The sequence below is a fragment of the Serratia sp. SSNIH1 genome, assembly GCF_002935055.1.
Classification (GTDB): domain Bacteria; phylum Pseudomonadota; class Gammaproteobacteria; order Enterobacterales; family Enterobacteriaceae; genus Serratia; species Serratia nevei.
The window spans coordinates 490,727-510,160 of sequence record NZ_CP026383.1 but is presented as its reverse complement, the minus strand read 5'-3'; the positions used below and the strand labels follow the sequence as shown (position 1 = coordinate 510,160).

Genomic DNA, 19,434 nt, shown 5'->3' with positions numbered 1-19,434 from the left:
TCCGCCAACGTCATTGCGGCCCGCATAATTCACTCCAGGCCGCCCTCCGCTTAAATCCCTTATCAGACCTTATGGCTTATCCTGCGCCGTTGAGCGCGCCGATGGCCAATTCAAAAACGCGCGCTGACGCCGACGTTATACATAAACTGCTCGCCGCTGCTCAGCCCGCCGGTTTGCGACACGGTGGCGAAGGCCGATACCCTGTCCGTCAACGGCATGTTGGCCCCCAGCGTGACATCCACCCAGTTTTTGTCCTGGCCCGCACTGTCGCGGGTGAACGAGGTTTGCGTCGATTTCAAGCCACCGCCGGCGCGGTAGACGTCGTCGCCGAACTGATGCTGATAACTCACTTCCGCATAAGGGTTAAACACGCCGAATTGCGTATCCAGCCGCCAACCCAGCGCGCCGATCTGCGAGTGGTAGGTTTGATCGTTGAAGCGCATGGCGGTGCTGTCATCGCCATCTTCACCGTAGCCGGAAACGCGGCTGTAATCCCAGGCGAACTGCGCGACCGGCCCGGTGGTCAGGTAAGAAGTAATCGGGAAGTCATAGCCGGCGGTCACGCGCGCGCCCCACTGCTTGCCGGTGGTCGAACCGGTTTCGGTGCGCGTCAGCGGCCCCAGCCGCATGCTGCGGCGGATGTCGTCATAATCCATCGTCGCATAGTGCAGATCGGCGTTGACCCAGCCATGCTCGAATAGCGCCAGCGAACTGAAGGCCGACAGCAGCAGCCCGCGCGCCTTGTAATCAAAGCGGCTGGAAGGATGCTGATCGTCGTTGGAACCGGCGATCAACGCGCCGATTAACCAGCTGTCGGTCAGCTGATAGTCCACGCCGACGGTCAGGTTGTGGGTAGTGGCATTGCCGTCCCCCGCCGCCCGGTTATCGGCATAGTCGTAGTGCTGGCCGGCGTAACCGCCGAACACGCCCAGCGATCCCTGCGGGTTGTCGCCGTTGCGCAGCTGCTGGAAGCGACTGTCGAGCGTGGCACGGCTGTCGCGCGCCATCGCCGCGGTCGCCTGATTCAGCGCCACCACCTGCGCCGGGCCATCCAACACCGCCTGAATATAATCCGCAATCAGCAGGTGCGCCTGCGGGCTGGGGTGGAAATGGTCGGAGAATAGATAGGACTGGCTGGCGTCGAAGCCGGGCATATCGGAACGACAAACCGCCGAGGAAACGCCCGGCGGGCAAGCCATACCGGCGGTGTTGGCGAAGCCGAACTGCGCCGGATTGGCGATCGCTTCGGCGAACAGCTTGTTGACGTCCACCCGAACGATATTGCCGCCGCCCTGCGCCAGCAGACGGTCTTCACTTTGATTATAGAAATCGGTCAGCTGGGCGGCCTGCGCGCTCAGGCTGTCATACGCCGCGATAAGCTGCGCGGCGATCGCCTGCTGCACCTGAGGAATGGCGCTGCCCTGCTTCGCCGCGGTGGCCAACGCCGCGTGGATCGCCTGCGTGCGTGAAGCGTTGTCCGGCGTCGCCACCGAATTAAGCGTGGCATAGGCCGCCTGGATCGCCGCCCCCTGCACCGGCGACAGCGCCTGTTGAATGATCAATTCCATCAGCTGCGGCGTGGAACCGATGTTCGGCACCGTTGGCACGATCACCGTGCCGGCGCCGGCGTTCAGCAGCGAATGCACCTGCGCGGCGGCGGCCGCAGCGCTGTTATAGGCCACGCCGGGCGCGGTAGCGGCATTCAGCGCCGCCGCCGCCAGATCGTTGCCGCCGATCCAATGAATATACAGCCCGTCGCCGTCGGCCTGGCCGTTGACCCGGTTCAGGTAGCGCTGCACCTGATCCTGGGTGTTGTCGACCGGGTTCAGGCCCGGCACCGCAACGGCGCCGCCGGCGGCGTAGTTTTCACCGCCGTTGTCCGAAGCCACCAGCGCCGCTCCGATGCGTTGCGCCAACGCTTCGTCGTACAGCAAGTGCTGGTTGCCGTCATAGGTGAACCGGCCGTTGTTTCCGGTATCGCTCAGGCTGTCGCCAAAGACGTACAGTTGATCGTACGCCTGAGCCGGTAGGGTCACACTGCAAAGTAGTGCCACTGCAAGCGCCGCCGGGCGGGGCATGCACGTTATTTTCAGAGGCATGAATCGACTCCTGAGAGCCTACAAATGAAGGCAATGTCGTTTTTATCATTGACCGGTTTTCCACCGGCCATGTAGTAACTATTGTCGGCTTTTTCGTCACGTCAAGCGGGCTGATGACAAAACAATCAGAGGCTTGCCAAGTTCGGCGCTACGAGCGATGATTACTGTTCATAAACACAGCATAAGGACAGTCAGGATGGCAGACGAACGTTGCGGTTGGGTGACGGCCGATCCGTTGTATCTCGAGTATCACGACAAGGAATGGGGCGCGCCCACCACCGACGCGCGCGAGCTGTTTGAAATGCTGTGTCTGGAGGGGCAACAGGCCGGTCTTTCCTGGATCACCGTTCTGAAAAAGCGCGAGAATTACCGTCGCGCTTTCCACGGTTTCGATCCGCAGCGTGTCGCCGCCATGACCACAGAGGATGTGGAAAACCTGCTGCAGGACAGCGGCATCATCCGCCACCGTGGCAAGATAGAAGCCATCATCACCAACGCCAAGGCCTATCTGGCGATGGAAGCGGCCGGCGAAGATTTCGTCGCCTTCATTTGGGACTTCGTCGGCGGCCGGCCGCAGCTCAATCGCTGGCAGGCGCTGAACCAGGTGCCGGCCAAAACCGAACAGTCCGACGCCATGTCCAAGGCGCTGAAAAAGCGCGGCTTCAAGTTTATCGGCTCCACCATTTGTTACGCCTTCATGCAGGCCAGCGGGCTGGTGAACGATCATCTGACGGGGTGCATCTGCTACCCAAAGCCACGGTGATCCGCCCCTGTGGCCCGGAGGATCTCGAACGGCTGATGGCGCTGTGGCTGCCCAGCACCATCGCCGCCCATCCGTTCGTGGCGGAAAAGTACTGGCGTGAGAGCGCCGCGCTGGTGCGGGAAAACTACCTGCCGCGCGCGCAGAGCTGGGCCTGCTGGCATCACGACGAGATCGTTGGCTTTATCAGCGTGCTGGACGAGCAGTTCATCGGCGCGCTGTTTGTCGATCGGGCGTTTCACGGCCGCGGCGTCGCCCAGGCGCTGATGACGCACGTGCAGCAGCGCTACCGCCGGCTCAGCCTGGAGGTGTACCAGCAGAACCTGCGTGCCTGCGCGTTCTACCACAAGCACGGCTTTCAGGTGACGCAGCGCCTGTTCAATGAAGAAACCCAGGCCTATACGCTGATCATGAACTGGTCGGCAGTCGAAAATTCAACCCATTGGGCTTAAAAAAGGCGCATCCGCACCCCGGATGCGCGCAATTAGGAATCCGCTGCATGGCGTCGCCCGGCGTTTTGCCGCATAACTCCCCCCAGCACTTCCCCGCGCTCATCATTTGTCACGTTTTTCTCCGGAACTGCCGGCGAGTCAACGCGTCATAGTAGCGCGGTGACGCGGGCCCCACCTGCGTCGCCTATTTTTTGCGCCCCCGTTTTGGGCAGGCGCGTACAGATTTTGATGCCATTAAGGACAAGAACATGAAAAAACGCATTGCAATTATTGCCGGTGCAGTGAGCGTAGCGCTCACGCTGTCGGCCTGTACCACTAACCCATACACCGGCGAATCCGAAGTCGGCAAATCCGGCATCGGCGCAGGCCTCGGGGCCGCACTGGGCGCCGGTGTCGGCGTGCTGTCCTCTTCCAAGAAAGATCGCGGCAAGGGCGCGCTGATCGGCGCGGCGGCCGGTGCGGCACTGGGCGGCGGCGCAGGTTATTACATGGACGTGCAGGAAGCCAAACTGCGCGACAAGATGAAAGGCACCGGCGTCAGCGTCACCCGCCAGGGAGACAACATCGTGCTGAACATGCCGAACAACGTGACCTTCGACAGCAGCAGCGCCACGCTGAAACCGGCGGGCGCCAACACCCTGACCGGCGTCGCCATGGTGCTGAAAGAGTACCCGAAAACCGCGGTCAACGTTGTCGGCTACACCGACAGCACCGGCTCCCGCTCGCTCAACATGAACCTGTCGCAGCAGCGCGCCGACGGCGTAGCCAGCGCGCTGATCACCCAGGGCGTGGCGGCAAACCGTATCCGCACCACCGGTGCCGGCCCGGACAACCCGATCGCCTCCAACAGCACCGCGGAAGGCAAGGCGCAAAACCGCCGCGTCGAGATCACCCTCAGCCCGCTGCAGTAATCCCGTGCGGGGCGCGCAACCGGCGCCCCGCCGCCTCCCTGCGATTTTCTCCTTACCCTTCAATACTCCCGCCCGCACATCGGGTATGGTAGTCTCCTTGGCAATTAACCGCAGGAGGGATCGGCTGTGAGCACTGTCAAGGCAACGCGCGCCTCGGGACGCGCCACCATCAGCGATGTGGCCAGCATCGCCAAAACCGGCAAGACCAGCGTGTCACGCTATCTGAATGGTGAACAACACCTGCTTTCCGACGATCTCAAACAGCGCATCGAACAGGCGATCCGGCAGCTCGACTACCGGCCAAGCCAGATGGCGCGCAGCCTGAAAGGCGGCCAGACCCGCCTGATCGGCCTGATCCTCGCCGATATCACCAACCCCTATTCGGTGGACGTGATGCGCGGCATCGAGGCCGCCTGCCGCCAGCACGGCTTTACCCTGCTGGTGTGTAACACCAACAACGAAGTCAATCAGGAACAGCACTACCTGCAGCTGCTCAGCAGTTACCGGGTGGAAGGCATCGTGGTCAACGCGGTCGGCATGCGCGAGGAAGCGTTATCCACGCTGCAACAGTCGATGCTGCCGATGGTACTGATCGACCGCAAAATCCCCGACTTCGCCTGCGACGTGGTGGGCCTGAACAACCGCGAAGCCGCCACCGTCGCCACCGAACATCTGCTGCAACAAGGTTTCGAAGCGATCCTGTTCCTCAGCGAGCCGCTCGGTACGGTCAATACCCGTCTCGAACGCCTGCACGCTTTCAGACACACCATGGCGCAGCACCCCACACTGTTGGCGGAGCAGGCCGAAACGCCGCTCAACGATCGGCAGAAGCTGGAGCAGGTGCTGAGCGATTTCAGCGGCCGCCATCGCGGCATGCGCAAGGCGGTGATCTCCGCCAACGGCGCCCTGACGCTGCAGGTGGCGCGCGCCATGCGCCGGCTCGGCATTCAGTGGGGCAACGACATCGGCCTGCTGGGCTTTGACGAGCTGGAGTGGGCGGAGCTGGCGGGCGTCGGCATCACCACGCTGAAACAGCCCACCTACCAAATGGGGCACGCGGCGCTGGAGCGGCTGGTGCAGCGCATTCAGGGCCTGGCTGCCCCCAGCGGCGAGCAGATGTTCTCCGGCGAGCTGATCGTCCGCGGCTCCACCACCCGCTAACCTGCCTTCTCCGGGGCCGTTGCCCGCCCCGCCCTCATCGGCTGTTTTTTGCTCAGCTTCGTGATTGCGATCATATTTTTACACTCTGTCGCTTTCCGCTGGAACCGGTTCCATTTAACGTACCGGTAACAGCAGCGGCGGCAACAATGCCGCCTCAGGAGTCAAAATGAAAACAGAAATCATCGTGGTCACCGGCGCCTACGGCACCGATACCGTCAAACAACACGGCGGCCAGCGCGCGCTGTTGCCCATCATCGCCGGCGCGGGCGCCGACGGGGTGGAGATCCGCCGCGAACTGTTCGCCGCCGGCGAACTGGACAGCCTGCCGGCCCTGGCGCAAGAGATTGAACGCCAGCAGCTGTTCGCCGTCTACTCGGCCCCTGAGGCGCTGTTCACCCCGCAACATACGCTGAACCCTAACCTGCCGGCGCTGCTGGCGGAAGCGCAGGCGCTGAACGCGCGCCGGCTGAAGTTGTCCCTCGGCCATTTCCGCCCCGGCTTCGATTTTACCGAGCTGAAAGTGGCGCTGGAGCAGCACCCGGTCAAACTGGTGGTCGAAAACGATCAGACGCCGGACTGCGGCATTTTGTCGATGCTGAACGCCTTTTTCCACGCCGCGGAAGATAGCCACCTGCCGGTCAGCATGACCTTCGATATGGCCAACTGGCTATGGGTGGGGCAAGACGCCTTCGCCGCCGCCGAGCGCCTGGCCCGCCACGTCGGTTACGTGCACGTCAAAGCCGCCACCCAAGGCCCGCGCGGCTGGCGCGCCGTCGCGCTGGACGATACCGACGGCAGCTGGCGCGATCTGCTGGCCCGCCTGCCGCACGATGCGCCGCGCGGCATCGAATTCCCGTTGCAGGGCGATGACCTGGAAGCCGTCACCCGCCATTACGTCAATATTTTGCGTGCGGAGTAACCCCATGATGACAACGTTAACGGCAACGACGGCGCAGCAGGCGCCCCTGGATGTGGTCACACTGGGCGAAGCCATGGCGATGTTCGTGGCGGCGCAAACCGGCGATTTGGCGGAGGTGGAAACCTTCACCAAACGCATCGCCGGCGCCGAACTGAACGTGGCGATCGGCCTGGCGCGTCTGGGCATGAACGTCGGCTGGGTCAGCCGCGTCGGCAACGATTCGTTCGGCCGCTTCACCCTGCAGCAGCTGAAAAAAGAAGGCATCAACTACCGGCAGGTGACGGTCGACGGCCACTATCCCACCGGTTTTCAGGTGAAATCCAAAACCACCGATGGTACCGATCCCAGCGTGGAATACTTCCGTAAAGGCTCGGCGGCCAGCCACCTGTCGGTCGCCGATTTCAACCCTGAGTATTTCGGTTCCGCGCGCCACCTGCACCTGAGCGGCGTGGCGGCGGCGCTGTCCAGCGAGTCGCTGGCGCTGTGCCACCATGCGGCGCGCGAAATGCGCGCCATGGGCAAAACCATTTCGTTCGACCCCAACCTGCGCCCGGTGCTGTGGCCCAGCCGCGAGGTGATGATCGAGCAGCTGAACCAGCTGGCGTTCGCCGCCGACTGGGTGCTGCCGGGGCTGAAAGAGGGGCAGATCCTCACCGGCCAATCGACGCCGGAAGGCATCGCCGATTTCTATCTGGAACGCGGCGTGCAGGCGGTGATCATCAAAACCGGCCCGGACGGCGCCTGGTTTAAAACCGCCGCCGGCGACAAGGCGGCAGTGGCCGCGGTCAAGGTCGACAACGTGGTGGATACCGTCGGCGCCGGTGACGGCTTTGCCGTCGGCACCCTCAGCGCCCTGCTGGAAGGCAAAACGCTGATACAGGCGGTACAGCGCGGCAACAAAATCGGCTCGCTGGCGATCCAGGCCATCGGCGACAGCGAAGGCCTGCCAACCCGCGCGGCGCTGGCCGAATAACAATAAAAAAAACGACTTCTCCGCATGACGTCAGCCTCTGGCCCTACAACCGGGACGCGTCGGGAGAGCATCTGCCCCTTTGTCTTGCATGCCCAGCGTGCCGGGCGAAGGGGATGCAACACCACTGAAGGATACTGAACATGAACAAAGCGACTGTCGCGGCCAAACGCTGGTGGTACATCATGCCCATCGTGTTTATCACCTACAGCCTGGCCTATCTCGATCGCGCCAACTTCAGCTTCGCCTCTGCCGCCGGCATCAATGAAGATCTCGGCATCACCAAAGGCATGGCCTCGCTTCTGGGTGCGCTGTTTTTCCTCGGTTATTTCTTCTTCCAAATTCCCGGTGCCATCTACGCCGAACGCCGCAGCGTCAAAAAATTGATCTTCTGGTGCCTGATCCTGTGGGGCGGCTGCGCCTCGCTGACCGGCGTGGTCAGCAATATCCCGATGTTAGCCGCCATCCGCTTTATCCTCGGCGTGGTGGAAGCGGCGGTGATGCCGGCGATGCTGATCTACATCAGCAACTGGTTCACCAAATCGGAGCGCTCACGCGCCAATACCTTCCTGATCCTCGGCAACCCGGTGACGGTGCTGTGGATGTCGGTGGTGTCCGGCTACCTGATCCACGCCTTCGGCTGGCGTGAAATGTTCATCATCGAAGGCATTCCGGCGGTTATTTGGGCGTTCTGCTGGTGGGTGCTGGCGAAAGACAAACCGGCGCAGGCCGGCTGGCTGAGCGCCGAGGAGAAACAGGCGCTGCAACAGCAGCTGGACGAAGAGCAGAAAGGCATCAAGGCCGTGCGCAACTACGGCGAAGCCTTCCGTTCGCGCAACGTGATCCTGCTGTGCGTGCAGTACTTCGCCTGGAGCATCGGCGTGTACGGCTTCGTGCTGTGGCTGCCTTCCATCCTGCGCAGCGGCATGCAGATGGGCATGGTGGAAGCCGGCTGGCTGTCCGCGGTGCCTTACCTGGCGGCGACCATCGCCATGATCGTGGTCTCCTGGGCATCGGACAAAATGCAAAACCGCAAGCTGTTCGTCTGGCCGCTGCTGCTGATCGGCGCGCTGGCGTTCTTCGGCTCTTACGCCGTGGGCACCAACCACTTCTGGATCTCCTACGGCCTGCTGGTGGTCGCCGGCGCCGCGATGTACGCCCCCTACGGGCCGTTCTTCGCCATCATTCCGGAAATGCTGCCGAAAAACGTTGCCGGGGGCGCCATGGCGCTGATCAACAGCATGGGTGCGCTGGGGTCGTTCTTCGGTTCGTGGTTCGTCGGCTATCTGAATGGCGCCACCGGCAGCCCGGCGGCCTCTTACATGTTTATGGCCATCGCACTGGTGGTGGCGGTGGTGCTGACGCTGATCGTCAAACCCGCCCGCAACGAGATCCAGCCGCAATTGGCTTGATCCGGTTATACTTTTTATCTGTTAACCCAACCGGGGGGGCGCCATGCCCCCTTTGGCCCAGCTGGAGTTCGTGATGAAGCCTTCTATCGTATTGTACAAAAGCCTGCCTGCCGATCTGCGTGAACGTCTGGAACAGCACTTCACCGTGCACGCCTTCAACGGCCTGCAGCCGGAGAACCGCGACGAACTGCGCCAGGCGCTGCAGCAGGCCGAAGGGATCATCGGTTCCGGCGGTAAAATTGACGAAGCCTTCCTGCAGCAGGCGCCCAAACTGCGCGCGGCCTCGACCGTTTCCGTCGGCTACGACAACTTCGACGTCGAGGCGCTCAACGCCCATAACGTGCTGCTGATGCACACCCCGACGGTGCTGACCGAAACCGTCGCCGACACCATCATGAGCCTGGTGCTGGCGACCGCACGCCGGTTGGTGGAAGTGGCCGAGCGGGTGAAGGCCGGCGAATGGCGCGGCAGCATCGGGCCGGACTGGTTCGGCGTCGACGTGCACCATAAAACCATCGGCATCCTCGGCATGGGGCGTATCGGCCTGGCGCTGGCGCAGCGCGCGCATTTCGGCTTCGGCATGCCGGTGCTGTACAACGCCCGCCGCACGCACGAAGAAGCGGAGCAGCGCTTTAACGCGCGCCGCTGCGATCTGGATACCCTGCTGGCCGAGTCGGATTTCGTTTGCATCACGCTGCCGCTGACCGAACAAACCTTCCACATGATCGGCCGCGATCAGCTGGCGAAAATGAAGAAAAGCGGCATTCTGATCAACGCCGGCCGCGGGCCGGTGGTGGATGAGCAGGCGCTGATCGAAGCGCTGCAAAACGGCGTGATCCACGCCGCCGGGTTGGACGTGTTCGAGAAAGAGCCGCTGCCGGCCAACTCGCCGCTGCTCAGCATGCCGAACGTGGTGGCGTTGCCGCACATCGGCTCCGCCACCCATGAAACGCGCTACGGCATGGCCGCCTGTGCGGTGGATAATTTGATCGCCGCGTTGACCGGCACGGTGAAAGAAAACTGCGTCAACCCGCAGCTGTTGCGGAAATAACTCAGCACGGCCGGTGGTCTGCGGATGACCGGCTGTGTTGCTCTTCCTGCTGCGGTGCGAACAGCGCCTGCAGCTGATGTTCTTCGGCGAAGTGCTGCAATTCGGCATCCTGAATTGCCTGAACGATCTCTTCTCGCCAGTTTTTGTCCGTCATCGCTAACCTCCTTTGATGTTCATCGTTTAATCTGCCGCAGCGCGCGCGCAAAGCCAAGCCGAATCAATCCGAAAACGCTCCGCCCTTCCTCTCCTCCCCGAAAAACCCCCGCAGGGAGGAGGCCATTTTTCCACCGTTTGCCACACTGGGCGCTACCCTGCGAAAAAACGCTTCCTGCCGCGCGTAAGGAGAGCCATGAAACTGTTACCCCTGCCCTTGTTGATGCTGCTGTCGCCTTCGGCGCTGGCCGGCTGGACGCTGCCGGGCTTCCCGGCCTTCGACGAAACTGCCGCCGGGCTGTTCGCCAGTCAGGCCGCGCTTCCCAAAGGCCAGCTGCCGCTGCGGCTGTATCAGGATAACCACTGCTGGCAGCCGGCCGAGGCGGTGAAGCTTAACCAGACGCTGTCGCTGCAGCCCTGCGGCACTCATCCGCCGGTCAGCTGGCGGCAGTTCCGCGCCGGCGATTATCAGGTGCGCATCGACACCCGCAGCGGCACGCCGACGCTGCAGCTCAGCCTGAGCAGCGCGCCGGAAAACACCGCCGTTGCCGTCCGCAGCTGCCCGCGCTGGGACGGCAAGCCGGTCACGATCGACGTCGCCTCCACCTTCGCCGAAGGCGAAACGCTGCGCGATTTCTATTCCGGTCAAACGGCGCAGGTGAGCCAGGGGAAAATCACGCTGCAGCCCGCCGCCGCCAGCGGCGGCCTGTTGCTGCTGGAATCCGCCGCCACGGCGAAACCGGCGGCGTTCAGCTGGCATAACGCCACGGTCTACTTCGTGCTGACCGATCGCTTTGAGAACGGCAACCCGGCCAATGACCACAGCTATGGGCGCCGCAGCGACGGCCTGCAGGAAATAGGCACCTTTCACGGCGGCGATCTGGCCGGCCTGACGCAGAAGCTGGATTATCTGCAGCAGCTGGGCGTCAACGCCTTGTGGATCAGCTCGCCGCTGGAGCAGATCCACGGCTGGGTTGGCGGCGGCACCAAAGGCGATTTCCCGCATTACGCCTATCACGGCTATTACGCACTGGACTGGACTCGCCTCGACACCAACATGGGCACCGAACAGGAGCTGCGCACGCTGGTCGAGCAAGCGCATCGGCGCGGCATTCGCATTCTGTTCGACGTGGTGGTGAACCATGTCGGTTACGCCACGCTGGCGGATATGCAGACGTTCCACTTCGGCTCGCTGTATCTGCAAGGTACAGAGGTGGAGAAAACCCTGGGGAAAAACTGGAGCGACTGGCGCCCCGGGCCGGGGCAAAACTGGCACAGCTTCAACGACTACATCAACTTCAGCGACAAAGCGGGCTGGCGCCAATGGTGGGGGAAAAACTGGATCCGCACCGACATCGGCGACTATGACTCACCGGGCTATGACGACCTGACGATGTCGCTGGCCTTCCTGCCGGACATCAAAACCGAAGCGCCCGGCGCCAGCGGCCTGCCACTGTTCTATCGCCACAAACCCGACACCGCCGCGCGCGACATGCCCGGCGCCACCACCCGCGATTACCTGACCGTCTGGCTCAGCCAGTGGGTGCGCGATTACGGCATCGACGGTTTTCGCGTCGATACCGCCAAGCACGTGGAAAAACCTACGCTGGCGCTGTTGAAGCAGCGCGCCACGGCGGCATTGGCGGCGTGGAAAGCGGAGCATCCGCAGCAGGCGCTGGATGACGCGCCGTTTTGGATGACCGGCGAGGCCTGGGGCCACGGGGTGATGAAAAGCGACTATTACCAAAACGGCTTCGACGCGATGATCAACTTCGACTTCCAGGACCAGGCGTCGCAGGCATTGGGCTGCTTTGCCGACATCGACGCCACCTACCGGCAGATGGCCGAGCGGCTGCAGGATTTCAACGTGCTGAGCTACCTCTCTTCACACGACACCCGGCTGTTCTTCGCCGGCGACGCCAAAGGCTCGCTGCCGCTGCAACAGCGGGCGGCGAACCTGCTGTTGCTGGCGCCGGGTGCGGTGCAGATTTACTACGGCGATGAAAGCGGCCGCCCGCTCGGCCCAACCGGTTCCGATCCGCTGCAGGGCACCCGCTCCGACATGAACTGGCGTGAACTGCTGGGAGAAAAAGCCCCGCTGCTGGCCCACTGGCAACGGTTGGGGCAGTTCCGCGCTCGCCACCCGGCGATCGGCGGCGGCGTGCAAACCCCGCAGCCGCACGCCGCCTACTACGCCTTCAGCCGCCGGCTCGGCGACGATAAGGTGATGGTGGTGTGGGCCGGCGAACGGTCACAATAATCCAGTGTAATATGCTACTAATCGACTAATGGGCGAAGTTTGTGCCCATTGGTCGATTTGTCGGCCGCATTGCAGCGGGATTTGTCTGGCGGTATGGTGGGGGATTACCTGCTAAGAAACAGTACTGCTGCACCTATGACTTTCTCACTTTTCGGCGAAAAATTTACCCGTTATGCGGGCATTACCCGTTTGATGGACGACCTGAACGAAGGCCTGCGCACCCCCGGTGCCATCATGCTCGGTGGCGGCAACCCGGCGCAGATCCCAGAGATGGAAGCCTACTTCAAACAGCTGTGCCAGGAGATGCTCGATCAGGGCAAACTGACCGAAGCGCTGTGCAACTACGACGGCCCGCAAGGCAAGGACGCGCTGCTGGAAGCGCTGGCCAATCTGCTGCGTGACGAGCTCGGCTGGGAGATTTCGCCACAGAATATTGCACTGACGAACGGCAGCCAAAGCGCGTTTTTCTACTTGTTCAACCTGTTCGCCGGCCGCTATGCCGACGGTTCGCGCCGCCGCGTGCTGTTCCCATTGGCGCCGGAATATATCGGCTATGCCGACGCCGGGCTGGACGAAGGGCTGTTCGTCTCCGCCAAGCCGAACATCGAGCTGCTGCCGGACGGCCAGTTCAAGTATCACGTTGATTTCGAACACCTCACCATCGGCGACGACATCGGCATGATCTGCGTTTCACGGCCGACCAACCCGACCGGCAACGTGATCACCGACGAAGAGCTGATGAAGCTTGACCTGCTGGCGCAGCAGCGCGATATTCCGCTGGTGATCGACAACGCCTACGGCGTGCCTTTCCCCGGCATCATCTTCAGCGACGCCACGCCGCTGTGGAACCCGAACACCATCCTGTGCATGAGTCTGTCCAAGCTCGGCCTGCCGGGCTCGCGCTGCGGCATCGTGATCGCCGACGAGAAGGTGATCACCGCGCTGACCAACATGAACGGCATCATCAGCCTGTCGCCGGGCAGCATGGGGCCGGCGATGGCGACGGAAATGATCGCGCGCGGCGATCTGCTGCGCCTGTCGAACGAGGTGATTCGCCCGTTCTACAAACAGCGCGTCGAGCACACCATCGAGATTATCCGCCGCTACCTGTCGCCGGAGCGCTGCCTGATCCACAAACCGGAAGGGGCTATCTTCCTCTGGCTGTGGTTCAAGGATCTGCCGATCACCACCGAAGTGCTGTATCAGCGCCTGAAAAAGCGCGGCGTGCTGATGGTGCCGGGCCACTACTTCTTCCCGGGGCTGGAGCACGACTGGCCGCATACCCACCAGTGCATGCGCATGAACTACGTGCCCGACCCGGAGAAAATCGAGCGCGGCGTGGCGATCCTGGCGGAAGAGATCGAACGCGCGCATCAGGAAGGCTAACGCCGGCTGATTGAAAATTGACCGATAAAGATATACGATACATATATCGTATATCTTTTTTTGGAGGGCTAGCGATGACTCGCATCGTGATCGATTTACCTGAAGAAGACCTGCGGCAGCTCGACAATCTGAAAAATATCCGCCACGTTCCCCGGGCCGAAATCATCCGTCAGGCCGTCTCCCGTTATCTGGCGGAGAACCACGTTGAAGATCCCAGCAATGCCTTCGGGCTCTGGTCCGGGGCGATGGGCGATGGCGTAGACTACGAAAATCGTCAGCGCGAGGAGTGGGAATAATGGTGGCTCAACGGGCGTTATTCGACACCAATATCCTGATCGATTATCTCAACGGCATTCCTCAAGCCAAAGACGTTCTGACCGAATACCACATCAACCCGGCTATTAGCGCCATCACCTGGATGGAAGTGATGGTGGGTGCCAAAAAACAGGGGCCGACGCTGGAGCTGAAAACGCGCCAGTTTTTAGGGCAATTCCTGCTGCTGCCTATTACCGATGAAGTTGCCGAACGCGCCGTAGAATTGCGCCACTCACAGCATGTGAAGCTGCCGGACGCCATTATCTGGGCCACCGCGCAGGTGGGGTTCCGGACGCTCATCTCCCGCAACCCCAAAGATTTTGGCACTGACAACGGCGTGTTAATGCCTTACCGGCTGTAGTCGGGCAGCGTTACAGCGTCCAGAACAGCACCGCCAGCAGCTGCGGCGACATGATGCGCAGGAACATCGCCAGCGGATACACGGTGGCGTAAGACAGCGCGGCGGCGCCGCTGGTGGGATGCAGACCGTTGGCGAACGCCAGCGCCGGCGGATCGGTCATCGATCCCGCCAGCATGCCGGACAGCGTCAGATAGTTCATCTTGCCCACCGTGCGCGCCAGAATACCGACGCTCAGCAGCGGAATGGCGGTGATCAGCGCGCCGTACCCGACCCACGTCAGCCCCTCGCCGTGCAACAACGTATCGATGAAGTTGCCGCCCGATTTCAATCCAACCACCGCCAGAAACAGCACGATGCCCAGTTCGCGCAGCGCCAGGTTAGCGCTCGGCGGCATAAACCAATACAGCTTGCCGATGCTGCCGATGCGCCCCAGGATCAGCGCGGCCACCAGCGGCCCGCCGGCCAACCCCAGCCGCAATGCCGCCGGGAAGCCGGGTACGAACAGCGGAATGGAGCCGAGCAGCACCCCGAGGCCGATGCCGATAAAGACCGGCAGCATCTGCACCTGCTGCAGTTTTTGTTGGGCGTTGCCGACGATTGCCGTCACCGCGTCGATGGCCTCCGGCCGACCGACCAGGTTGAGAATGTCGCCGAACTGCAGCGTCACGTTGCTGCCGGCCACCAGCTCCACGCCGGCGCGGTTGAGGCGTGAAATCACCACGTCATACTTCTGCTTCAGGTTCAGATCGCGGATTTTCTTGCCCAGCACCTGCTCGTTGGTCACCACCGCCCTCACCACCTGCAGCGCGGTGCCGCGCGTCGACAGCGAGGCATCCACCTCTTCGCCGATCACCAGCCGGGCATTTTCCAGATCTTCGCGTTTGCCCACCAGATGCAGGTAGTCGCCAAGCTCCAGCCGCTCGTGCGGCGCCGGCACCATCAGCAGCTCCCCGCGTTTGAGGCGCGAACAGACGATCGCTTCACCGTTGAGCAGCGGCACCTGCTTGATCGCCATGCCCTGCAGATTCGGGTTGCGCACCGCCACGTTCATGGCGTGCAGCAGCTCACGCTGATTGCCCAGGCTGCTTTCAAACGCCTGCGCCTCGCGCTCGATGTTGATGCGGAAAAACAGCCGGATCAGCCACATCACCAGCAGAATGCCGCATATGCCGAACGGATAGGCCATGGCGTAGCCCATGCCCATCCCGTCCACCAACGCCGGATCGGAACCGAGATCGGTCAGGATTTGTTGACCGGCACCCAGCGCCGGAGTATTGGTGACCGCGCCGGAGAACACGCCGAGGATGATCGGCAGCGGCACGTCGAACAGCTTGTGCACCGCCGCCGCCACGACACCGCCGGTCAGCACCAGCAGCACCGCGAAGGCGTTGAGGCGCAGACCGGAGACGCGCAGCGAAGAGAAGAAACCGGGGCCGACCTGAATACCGATGGTGTAAACGAACAGGATCAGGCCGAACTCCTGGATAAAGTGCAGCATGTCCCCGTTCAGGCTGATTTGCCCACTCTGGGCGAAGTGACCGACCAGGATGCCGCCGAACAGCACGCCGCCGATGCCCAGCCCGACGCCGTACAGCTTCCAGTTCCCCATCCACAGCCCAATGACGGCCGCCAGCGCCAACATGCTGACGGTCAGGGCGATATCGCTCATAGATCACATCCTTGCCAAAGTTGAATCGGGAATTCGCAGTTAAAAGCACACAGTTAACAAGGATTATGACATCGGACAGACGGGGGGACTGTGGCGTGCGCCACATAACGCAGCGGGGGAGATCCGTCTGGATCTCCCCCGCATGATGATGACCGTTTTTCAGTCGGTTATTTGGCTTCCAGCTCCGGCGTCGCACCGATGGCGATGCGCTGCGGCTGCAAGGCTTCCGGCACCTGACGCACCAGATCGATGTGCAGCAGGCCGTTTTCAAATTTGGCCTCGGACACCTGCAGATGCTCCGCCAGGGTGAAGGTCAGCTGGAACTCTTTGCACACCAGGCCTTGATGCAGGTATTCGACCTGTTTTTCCGGCGGCGTAGGTTTACCGCTGACAGTCAACCGCGGCCCTTCCACTTCGATATTCAGTTCGCTCTGCCGGAAACCGGCCAGCGCCAGAGAAATGCGGTAGTGATTGTCATCGCTTTTCTCGATGTTGTACGGTGGGAACCCCTGGGGTTCCTGGCCACCCATTGAACTGGCCAATTTATCAAAACCAATCCACTGACGCAGAAGCGGGGATAAATCGTAATTACGCATAGGAACAACTCCTTTCATTAAGCGAGATGTGTTTATTCAGCCCCCTGACGGCAGGCTAGGTATTATTTTCCGGCAGCGTACCTGCCGGCGAAACGGGAATTTATTTAATTTCGATGCGGCGCGGTTTTAATGTTTCCGGCACGATGCGTTGCATGTCGATATACAACAGGCCATTCTCCAGTTTGGCGCCTTTAATTTGAATATGTTCGGCCAGCTGGAATTTACGCTCGAAATTACGCTCGGCGATGCCCTGGTATAAATAGGTTTTTTCTGCCGGTTCGTTATTGTGCGCCCCGCGCACGATCAGCAGATTATCTTGCGTGGTGATCTCCAGCTCCTGCTCGGCAAACCCGGCTACCGCGATGGCGATGCGATAATGATTTTCGTCCACCAGCTCGACATTATAAGGCGGATAACCGCCGTTGCCCTGACTCTGACCGGCTTCCAGCGCGTTAAACAAGCGATCGAAACCAATGGCGGAACGGTATAGCGGGGAAAGATCAAAATTACGCATAAAACAGCCTCCTAAGGCACTTCAGCGAGGTTGAAATAAATACGCCTTCCACTCTGGACAGGCTAATTAAGCCAGAATTCCCTTACGGCGAATTCTCAATTCGGCTCTGATGATAAAATGGGGGTTGATTTCATCAATTCAACAGGCGAGGATCAAAAAAACTTCGCACCGATTAGGCGAAAGTTTTTTTACCACTTACACTAAAGTGAGAGAGCCGCCACAGAGCGGGATTTTGCTTCTTTAAAAGCAGCAACAGGATGTTATAAATCAGCTTAATTTAGGGGAACAGCAACCCTGCAGGATGGATTAATGACGACGATGAAAGCGATAGCGACGGGCTGCATGTTGTTGGCGACCAGCGGTTGCTCCAGCGTGATGAGCCATACCGGCCCGAATCAGGGTTACTATCCCGGCACCCGCGCCAGCGTGGACATGCTGAAGGACGACAACACCAGCTGGGCGATGATGCCGCTGGTGGCGCTGGATCTGCCGTTCTCCGCGGTGATGGACACCGTACTGTTGCCTTACGACTATCTGCGTTCCGGCAACGACGCCACCGCAGACTCGCCAAAAGCGCGCATCCTGCGCAGCGAGCAGCAGAATCTGGCGGCAACCGGCAATCCCGGCGAAGGCAACGACAGCACCGCCACCCACTAATCGCGCACGCAGCGGGCCGCCAGGCCCGCCTTACACCTCAACCACAAAGATCTGGTTGAACCCCGCTATCTCGCGCATAAACGCCACTTTCTTGCCATCCGGTGAAAACACCACGGCATCCGCCGACGGCGGCTGCGCGCTGCGCTGCGTTAAACGCTGCAGGCGGCCGCCGGCGACCTCGCACAGCATCACGCTGTTATCGCACACCAAAGCAATCGCCCCGCCCTGCGGGTGCCAGCTGAACGCCGACTGGATGTCATGCTCGCTGCGGCTCACCTGGCGCGGCTCCCCGCCGTTCGGCGACACCGTCCACAGCTGCACCACGCCGCCGTCGTCCTTCATCAAAAATGCGATTTGGCTGCCGTCCGGCGAGCTGCGCAGCCAATGGCGCGGCGCGCCGGCCACGCCCGGATAACGACGATCGCCGGTAAAGGTTACCCGCCGCTGCCTGACGCCCTGCGGCGGCGCCGGCAACTCGCTTTCCGTCCCCTGCAGCGGCAAAGCGCCCGCCCTGGCGTAATCGGCATCGTTCTCCGGCAGATCGACGATAAACACCTCCGGCAGCTTCTCGCCGGCGGCGGACAGCGTATCGCCGATGAACGCCAGCGCCCAGCGCTGCCGGCTGCCGTCGGCCTTACGGTAACCTTCGCGGCCGATCCAGCCTTCTTCGTAGGCGCGATTGATCTGATCGCTGCCCGGCTGCGGCTGCGGCACGGTTTCGCTGACCAGCACGCAATAGTGGCTACCGTCATACTCGCGCGGGTGCTGTTTCGGCGGATTGACCCCGTGCAGCGGCACGGCCACCCCGACGTTGCGCAGATCGCGCGCCGGATCGCGTTCGTGCATGACGTGATCGTTGTAGGTAAAGCTAAGACGGCTGCCGTCCGGACTGAAAACGTGCACATGGCTGCCGCCGCGCAGCGCGCCGGGCGTGTAGGGGGCGGTGATATCCAGCGCGTCGAGGGTGATGACCAACTCGCGATCCGGTTCACTGACGATCACCCCGCGGCGGTGGTGAAAATCATACTGCCAGGCGCTGTCGGGGTGCTCCGGACCGTGGATAAAGGCATAACGCGCCGGCGCATCGGGGCTGACCGTGACCACGCCGACGTGGGCGCCGTGCTGGGCGCGATAAACCACCTCCACCGCGCCGCTGGCGACGTTGACCCGCTCGATGCTCAGACCGGTGAAAGAGGCGCCGCGCGGGCGCACGTCATAAGCCAGCCATTGGCTGTCCGGCGTCCAGACGTTGATATTGGTTAACTGATGCCCGCGAGGGTCGAAAGTCAGTTGTTTTTCCCGATGGCTCATGGCGGTTCTCCTGCGCATGCCGGCACTGAGTCGCCATCTTACCGGATCGGCGACAGCGTTTCACATGGCCTGCGCGGGTAAGGCGGGAGGATTTTTCGGTTCGAAATGACGCAATTATTTTTCAGCGTCTTATCATTTAAGCCGAACGACGGCATCGGCAGGAAATAAGCGGCCGATTAGGCGCTCGCATTCCTGGCGGCGAAACTCAACGGCGCCCATGCCGTATAGGCGGATGCCGCGAGCGCTATTTTTTTCATTCTCATTTCCTTTATCAAAATAAGTCAGCGGCAGCAGCTTCCTTAACACAAATAAATAAAAAATCGTGTCGCTAAACGACAGGTTAATGATTATTTTCAACGCCAACGCGATGCGCTTCCCCGGCCGTTGCCGCTGGCGGGCCGGGTTGCCCGGCGGTCGGGCGACGGGGTTTACAATCAATACAAAAAAGTACAAACTGGATTTTTAAGTCCAAAACAT

The 19,434-nt window shown here is 61.6% G+C and carries 20 protein-coding genes; 13 read left to right on the top strand and 7 right to left on the bottom strand.

The features are described 5' to 3' along the window. Window positions 1-110 precede the first annotated feature (110 nt). Window positions 111-2,099, bottom strand: coding sequence for an autotransporter domain-containing esterase (locus C3F38_RS02430; protein WP_047729566.1), 1,989 nt, complete (start codon window positions 2,097-2,099; stop codon window positions 111-113). Between the two features lie 196 nt (window positions 2,100-2,295). Between C3F38_RS02430 and C3F38_RS02425 the strand changes: the two genes are divergently transcribed. From C3F38_RS02425 to ghrB, 8 genes are all read left to right on the top strand, one after another. Then, window positions 2,296-2,862, top strand: coding sequence for a DNA-3-methyladenine glycosylase I (locus tag C3F38_RS02425; protein WP_038875986.1), 567 nt, complete (start codon window positions 2,296-2,298; stop codon window positions 2,860-2,862). Continuing rightward, the gene (locus C3F38_RS02420) at window positions 2,859-3,311 is read left to right on the top strand and encodes an N-acetyltransferase (protein WP_038875988.1); all 453 of its coding nucleotides are present in this window, start codon (window positions 2,859-2,861) and stop codon (window positions 3,309-3,311) included. The genes C3F38_RS02425 and C3F38_RS02420 overlap by 4 nt, the downstream gene beginning before the upstream one ends. Before the next feature lie 248 nt (window positions 3,312-3,559). After that, on the top strand, window positions 3,560-4,222 hold the full coding sequence (locus C3F38_RS02415; protein WP_016929583.1) for an OmpA family lipoprotein: 663 nt from the start codon (window positions 3,560-3,562) through the stop codon (window positions 4,220-4,222). A gap of 126 nt (window positions 4,223-4,348) precedes the next feature. After that, entirely contained in the window at window positions 4,349-5,383 is a 1,035-nt protein-coding gene (locus C3F38_RS02410) for a LacI family DNA-binding transcriptional regulator (protein ID WP_038875990.1), read from the top strand. A 166-nt stretch (window positions 5,384-5,549) separates the two neighbouring features. Then, window positions 5,550-6,302, top strand: a complete 753-nt coding sequence (locus tag C3F38_RS02405; RefSeq protein WP_038875991.1) for a sugar phosphate isomerase/epimerase — start codon at window positions 5,550-5,552, stop codon at window positions 6,300-6,302. Window positions 6,303-6,309: 7 nt separating this feature from the next. Next, on the top strand, window positions 6,310-7,275 hold the full coding sequence (locus C3F38_RS02400) for a sugar kinase (RefSeq protein ID WP_038876064.1): 966 nt from the start codon (window positions 6,310-6,312) through the stop codon (window positions 7,273-7,275). Between the two features lie 140 nt (window positions 7,276-7,415). After that, window positions 7,416-8,684, top strand: coding sequence for an MFS transporter (locus C3F38_RS02395; RefSeq protein WP_055317378.1), 1,269 nt, complete (start codon window positions 7,416-7,418; stop codon window positions 8,682-8,684). 73 nt (window positions 8,685-8,757) lie between these two features. After that, window positions 8,758-9,735, top strand: coding sequence for a glyoxylate/hydroxypyruvate reductase GhrB (gene ghrB, locus C3F38_RS02390; RefSeq protein WP_055317377.1), 978 nt, complete (start codon window positions 8,758-8,760; stop codon window positions 9,733-9,735). A gap of 1 nt (window position 9,736) precedes the next feature. Here ghrB and C3F38_RS26340 read toward each other — a convergent pair whose 3' ends face one another. Beyond that, window positions 9,737-9,889, bottom strand: a complete 153-nt coding sequence (locus C3F38_RS26340; RefSeq protein WP_164491939.1) for a hypothetical protein — start codon at window positions 9,887-9,889, stop codon at window positions 9,737-9,739. 195 nt (window positions 9,890-10,084) lie between these two features. Here C3F38_RS26340 and C3F38_RS02385 point away from each other — a divergent pair, with 195 nt between their 5' ends. The 4 genes from C3F38_RS02385 (at window position 10,085) to C3F38_RS02370 (ending at window position 14,210) form a co-directional block, all read left to right on the top strand. Continuing rightward, a complete protein-coding gene (locus tag C3F38_RS02385) occupies window positions 10,085-12,148 on the top strand; it encodes an alpha-amylase (RefSeq protein ID WP_055317376.1) in 2,064 nt (687 codons plus the stop codon). 135 nt (window positions 12,149-12,283) lie between these two features. Beyond that, window positions 12,284-13,534 (top strand): valine--pyruvate transaminase, encoded by a 1,251-nt coding sequence (locus C3F38_RS02380; protein ID WP_038875998.1) that lies wholly within the window; start codon window positions 12,284-12,286, stop codon window positions 13,532-13,534. 74 nt (window positions 13,535-13,608) lie between these two features. After that, window positions 13,609-13,830, top strand: a complete 222-nt coding sequence (locus C3F38_RS02375; protein WP_038875999.1) for a ribbon-helix-helix domain-containing protein — start codon at window positions 13,609-13,611, stop codon at window positions 13,828-13,830. Then, on the top strand, window positions 13,830-14,210 hold the full coding sequence (locus tag C3F38_RS02370; protein WP_055317375.1) for a type II toxin-antitoxin system VapC family toxin: 381 nt from the start codon (window positions 13,830-13,832) through the stop codon (window positions 14,208-14,210). The genes C3F38_RS02375 and C3F38_RS02370 overlap by 1 nt, the downstream gene beginning before the upstream one ends. Window positions 14,211-14,220: 10 nt before the next feature. Here C3F38_RS02370 and C3F38_RS02365 read toward each other — a convergent pair whose 3' ends face one another. From C3F38_RS02365 to ibpA, 3 genes are all read right to left on the bottom strand, one after another. Further along, window positions 14,221-15,879 (bottom strand): putative transporter, encoded by a 1,659-nt coding sequence (locus C3F38_RS02365; protein ID WP_047729572.1) that lies wholly within the window; start codon window positions 15,877-15,879, stop codon window positions 14,221-14,223. A gap of 167 nt (window positions 15,880-16,046) precedes the next feature. Next, a complete protein-coding gene (ibpB, locus tag C3F38_RS02360; protein WP_004933922.1) occupies window positions 16,047-16,475 on the bottom strand; it encodes a small heat shock chaperone IbpB in 429 nt (142 codons plus the stop codon). Window positions 16,476-16,575: 100 nt separating this feature from the next. Next, complete coding sequence (gene ibpA, locus C3F38_RS02355; RefSeq protein ID WP_004933919.1) at window positions 16,576-16,989, bottom strand: small heat shock chaperone IbpA; 414 nt, start codon at window positions 16,987-16,989, stop codon at window positions 16,576-16,578. Window positions 16,990-17,298: 309 nt separating this feature from the next. On the opposite strand from ibpA, the gene C3F38_RS02350 reads away from it, so the two are divergent. Further along, window positions 17,299-17,646: a YceK/YidQ family lipoprotein gene (locus tag C3F38_RS02350; RefSeq protein ID WP_016929593.1), complete on the top strand. Its 348-nt coding sequence runs from the start codon at window positions 17,299-17,301 to the stop codon at window positions 17,644-17,646. A gap of 30 nt (window positions 17,647-17,676) precedes the next feature. On the opposite strand, the gene C3F38_RS02345 is transcribed toward C3F38_RS02350, so the two are convergent. Next, the gene (locus tag C3F38_RS02345; protein ID WP_104456907.1) at window positions 17,677-18,957 is read right to left on the bottom strand and encodes a DUF3748 domain-containing protein; all 1,281 of its coding nucleotides are present in this window, start codon (window positions 18,955-18,957) and stop codon (window positions 17,677-17,679) included. 132 nt (window positions 18,958-19,089) lie between these two features. Further along, window positions 19,090-19,410 carry a hypothetical protein gene (locus C3F38_RS02340; RefSeq protein WP_055316927.1) on the bottom strand — a complete coding sequence of 107 codons (321 nt, stop codon included), beginning with the start codon at window positions 19,408-19,410 and terminating at the stop codon, window positions 19,090-19,092. Between the last annotated feature and the right edge of the window lie 24 nt (window positions 19,411-19,434).